Origin of the sequence: Varibaculum sp., from assembly GCF_008661855.1 — a bacterium.
Taxonomy (GTDB): Bacteria; Actinomycetota; Actinomycetes; order Actinomycetales; family Actinomycetaceae; genus Varibaculum; species Varibaculum timonense_A.
In genome coordinates this window covers 1-5,604 of sequence record NZ_RPZY01000007.1, presented here as the reverse complement: position 1 = coordinate 5,604, position 5,604 = coordinate 1, and the positions used below count along the sequence as shown (strand labels likewise).

Below are 5,604 nucleotides of genomic sequence, written 5' to 3'. Positions count from 1 at the left end.
CGCTTCATTAACCATGTCCCCGTCGGGTACTCGCGGCGAAATCGTGGTCTCTAGCTGCCCGACACTGTAAACATCCCCTGGAGTGGCTACCTGGTCGGCCAGGAAACGAACCGCTTGCCGCCCCGTATTATTCCAGTTGGAGACAATCTCGTAACGCGCCCCTGGCAGTTGCGCGAATTGTTTAGTGAGAACAACCCGCTGCACATCTAACCCTTTAGGTAGCACATCTAACAGCTCGAACGCGGTCAAGGGATCACCATAATCGGTTTCAATCTCGGCACCCACCGTGTAAACACCGGTTTTACCAACCAGGGTGAGCTTATCGAAAGTGTTTTCTTTACGGGCTTTTAAGATTTTACCCTCGGGCAGCACCTCGATATTAGCTTCTTTGATACGCTCACCGCCCTGCACTTTATTACGCAGGTCGGATTCACATTTAAGCTCTTGACATAGCGCCGAGCCGGGGTTGCGGAACTTGGTGTGAATCTTGGTAGTGGTTCTTTGCGTGGGTTGCACCTTTTGGGTGCTAATCCACCGCAACCACACCCCTTCATATTTGGTGAGTTCTGCCGGCAGTTCAATCCGAGCGGTACTGGTGATCTTCTGCGAATATATAACTTTATCGACTGCCCCGGTAGAGGTAAGTATCTCTAACTTGCCGCCCACAAATACCGGGTCGGGGGTTATCCCAGTGTATTGCAACCGAGTATCCAGGTCATAGTCCCTAAGGTTTAGGGTGCTAGCAATAGTGGAGGTGTTTTCGGTGAGCACACTCCAATTGATTTCCTGGGAACGATCTTGCGTCGTGTCATAGATAACCGGATAGCCGTTTCGGTAATGCGGACCGTCCGCCACTTTAGTAAGCGGGGTTCCCGGCGGCGTGGTCTCCATAGGCTTATAGAAACTGAAACGAGTATCTGCCGCCCCCGTTATCACGGGTTCATTCGGACCTTGCTGCTCGGGGGTGAGGACGAAACTGGCAGTGTTATTAATGAGTTTCTGCTTCTTCGCCCCCGGGAAATGAAGTTTTAGATTACCCAGACCAGCATATTCACTGTGAATAGTCTTGCTCTTGTCCGTATAGGTCAGGGTCACCCCGTCCTCCCCAAGCGTCCAGCCAGGGTTTTCTTCCGCCACGAACTGGGCACGAGCAGTGGAGCCATCGATTTTCTCGTATTGAGGCAAACGATCGGTGATGGTGTAACCTTTCACGTTGCGGAACAGGTCTTTTTTAACCCCGAACGTAAAGGTTACCGCGTTTTTACCGCTAGTTTTAACGTCCCCGTTTTCGTCATCATCATAGTCACGGCATACCCCCAGGCTGCACCCGGCAGCATCTTTTATAAAGGTGGGCATCAAATAGTGACCTTGCAAGTTCACCGGCCCCGGCTTCGATGCCGGGTTGGGTTTAACTACGTATCGTTTACCGTTTGCGTCTTTATCTATCAGGATTGCGTTCACCGGGTAGCTACCATCCGAGGGCGTAATCCGCTCTTTTAACCGCCAGTGAATCGGGATACTAACCCGCCGTTTGGAATCAAAGTTCTTCTCTAGGGTTACTTCTAGAACTCCGGGTGCAACCACTTTTGCTGATTTGAATGCCGAACTAGAAGATAAACCAGCCTCCACGAACTCTACCTTGGTCGGATCATAGGTTAGACGGATTGTCCCGTTCTTTAACACGGAAGCTCCCGCGTCTCCACCATAGGTAAGGTCGGTACGCAGCTTTTGCCCTATCTCGTCCTCTAAAACATTAGATTCCGGATAGTTACCTTCTGAGTCTTGCGCCTGGTTAGTTAAACGACCAACCAAATCCAGGCGAGCATAAGTTCCACTGTATTCGGCGGGAAGTTTTTCATACTTGAAAGTCAGGTTTTGATCCTCACCGGTCAGGGGAACACTTTGACTGTCCGGAATACTATAGCCCGGAATAACCGGAGGGGTCAGCGTATAGTTATTGTTGGAGTCACCATCTTTACTGCTGACTACTTTGTCAAAATCGGCATGTAGTTTTTGCCCATCCGGACCGATATATTCAGCATGTACCTTGGTATCCACCAAGATAATCACATCATTAGCGTAACCTTTAATATTGTCCGGATTCTTCCCCGACTCTGGCCGCAAATAGATAGGTCCGTGCAAACCCGCATAAGTAGCGTTCGGGGGTACGCCCTGCCGACCAAACGAAATATCGCTCAGCATCGTTACCGCCAGCTCTAAACGGTTAGTGGGGTGCTCCAAATCCGAAATAGGCTTGTCTAACGGAGCATCCGGAACCGTAATCACCTGCCCAGACGGCATATCAAACGGAAACACGTATTCACTGAGATACGTGAGTTTACCAATAGATTCAGGCAGGGAAGTTATCTTATTCTTAGCTTTATCGGTATCGATTTCATTACTTGTAGTGATGTTCCGATTCACGAAATTGCCAAAGACTGGATAAGGTTGGTCGCGATCACGATAGTAAAATCCGATTGCATCTACATTTCCCCAATCCGCGGGTAGGGCAGTTAGGGCGTTATTAGCAAAGGCAGCAGCCCGTATATCTTTCACATTGCCCCAAGAGGACGGGAGCGTTGCTATCCGGTTAGCTTGGAAAGAGTTCCTGCCTATCTCGGTGATATTTCCCCAATCCGCTGGCAGGGTGACTATCTCGTTATTGGCAAATAAACCAGTAGGAATACTAGAGAAATTAGTCCAGGGCGCGGTCAATTGGGTAATCTTGTTATCTTTAAAGCTCTCCGCACCGACAGATTCCAACTGCCCCCAAGAATCAGGCAAACCCGTAATCGCGTTGCCCATAAACGCCTCTACACCAATAGTTTTAACCTTGCCCCAAGAAGCAGGTAAGGACTGAATCTGATTTTCGTTACCTTCATGGGATGCACCACAACGCGAGTCATTCTTTTCGTCGAAATAATAGTCATAAACTTTCTTACCGGCGAAAGCACACTTACCGATAGAGGTAACATTATCCCAGGAGGGAGGCAACACTTTAAGTTTATTTACCGTGAAAGCACCATACTTGATAGTGGTCACCGAGCCCCATGCCGGCAAGGCCTCCAGCTGATTTAATCCGAAAGCGTATGTACCAATTTGGGTGACGTTCCCCCAAGAATCAGGAAGAGAAGCTATCTGATTATTGGAAAAAACACTATCAGGTAACGAGGTTATTTTTCCCCAGGGCGCAGTCAAAGCCGTAATTCTATTATACGCGAAAGCGGAGCCGCCCAGTGTAGCTACTTCCCCCCAAGAATCAGGCAAATTGGTGAGCTGATTCTCATTGAATGCATGGTTGCGAATTAATGTTATTTTACCCCAAGATTGCGGAACATCAGTTAACTTATTACTTTCAAATGCACTTTGACCAATAGTAGTGATGTCTCCCCAACTATCGGGAATAGAAGCTATCTGATTTTTTAAAAAAACTCTATCTGAAATCGAGGTTATTTTTCCCCACGGAGCAGTCAAAGCCGTAATTTTATTACTGGCAAAAGCTGTCTCACCCAGACTAGATACCTCACCCCAAGAGTCCGGTAGTGCGGTAATATCATTACCACTAAACGAGTCTTTTCCAATCGCAGTTATATTCTCCCAAGAAGCTGGTAGAGATGCGATTTTATTACTGCTAAAGACGCTATCAGCCAATGACGATATTTTGCCCCACGAATCTGGCAGTTTTGCAATGCTGTTATTGCAAAACGCATACTCATGAATATAAGTGACCTTATCCCAGGATAGAGGTATTTTCGTTAGTACACGATTGTTAGAGAAAGCCCATCTACCGATTCTGTTTATATTTCCCCAGGAATCAGGCAAAGAAGTTATCTGGTTAACCGTAAAGGTATTACCCGGAATTTCTGTAATGTTTCCCCAGGAATCAGGCAAAGACGTGATCTTATTTCTCTCAAAGGTTGATTCGCCACTTAAAACTGCAACTTTTCCCCAGGAAGCTGGTAACGAAGTTATCTGATTATTGTAAAATGCCTCGCCCTCAAGAGTTTCAATCTGTTCCCAGGAATCCGGAAGCCTAGTTAAACCTGCACCTCTAAACGCCTGACCACCAATGGTGTTTATTGGCTGCCCTTTGTCACCAAATTTGGGCCAACACCAGGCATCTTTAGTTTTACCCGCTCGGTGTTTTTCCAGTCCGGTAGCACTAAAACCTCTTATAGAGTTACGCACTTTCCCATAGACTGTATCCGTAGAATATTTGAAGTCTTTTACTTGCCAGCCGGGGCAGATGATTTGTTCTGGCCAGTCCGGACCAACCGCGATATTACCCTTAACAGTCTTAGAACGCCCCTTAGCATCAGTAACCGTATAGAAAACCTCAGTCGTACCCTCCACCGAAGTATTCACCGACTCCGGCGACACCTTCAACAGGTTAGTTATAATGTGTCCCTCAACGTCCTTAGCAGTTACGCCCTTAAGTAAAGCCGCAGTAGTGCCATCAGCCCCATTAGCTAAATGCTTATTAACTTCACCAGTAATAGTCGGCGAAAAATCAGTACGCTTATAAACAAACGTAACCGTATTATCCCCACCCACCGTTGGAGTAATCTCCTGAGCCTCCTTAACAGCCGCAAAACCCGCAAGAGCTGGAGCCTGAACCGTATTCTTCTGAGCCGCAAAATAAACCCCATCCGGCTCCGTAAACTCACTTTGCAAAACCTGGGGGCTGCGTAGCTCCACCTGGGAACCATTCGGTTTTTGCTCCATGAACTTAACCGTTATCGAAACCGCGTCCCCCGCAGCCACCTGACCAAACCCCGAAGCATACTTTTGGGAAGTTACTGCGGACGGCAGCGCTTGCTGCCCATCGGCCTTTTCCAACACCACCCAACGCTTATTATTCGCAAACACTTCCGGACCAAACTCAGTGATAGTAGCGGGAATCTTGACCTTTTCAATCTGGTTGCCACTAAAAGCCTCCTGGCCTACTTTTGTGAGCTTAGACGGAAGCGTGACCCCCTTGAGCTGGTTATTAGCAAACGCACTAGCCCCAATCTCGGTTACCGTATCTGGCAGCTCCACCGTATCCAACTGATTATCACGGAAAGCATTCGCCGGAATAGCGGTCACCGGGGCATCTTTAATCTTTACCGTTTTTAGGGCGTTATCGCTGAACGCGCCCTCGCCCATAGTTTCCACCGTGGAAGACTCAAACGCGGTGAGCTTATTCTTCTGGAATGCGCCCTCGCCAATAATCTTCAAACCCGGCGCCGCAAACTCCGTAATCTCGTTATCGTAAAACGCGCGATCGGCGACCTCGGTAACAGTATCCGGAAGCGTAACCTTCGTCAGCTTCAGCCCCGAAAACACGCCCTCCGCAATCTTAGTAGTACCCGCCGGGATGGTCAGTTCTTTATTAGCCTCCAGCGCGGCCTTACCTTTATCAGTAAGCCCTACTAAAACGCTATCTTCAAAAACAAAACGATCATCACTAGGACTAGCACCCGCACGCAACGACCCATTAGCCCGCCCAGCACCAGCCACAGCACCCTCCTCCCGCACATCCAGCCCGCCATAAGTCTGACTGTCACCTGTCTTGGCGCTGCCGCCCGCGCGGGTGCCGGGACTCGGCTCGGCCGCGGGCGG

At 48.8% G+C, this 5,604-nt stretch carries 1 protein-coding gene; it reads right to left on the bottom strand.

Translation table 11 applies throughout. The annotated features are described in order from the left end of the window. Positions 1–5,502, bottom strand: a 5,502-nt coding sequence (locus QZT94_RS00490) for a leucine-rich repeat protein (RefSeq protein ID WP_296773082.1), incomplete at its 3' end; no start/stop codon positions are given. Positions 5,503–5,604: the final 102 nt, after the last annotated feature.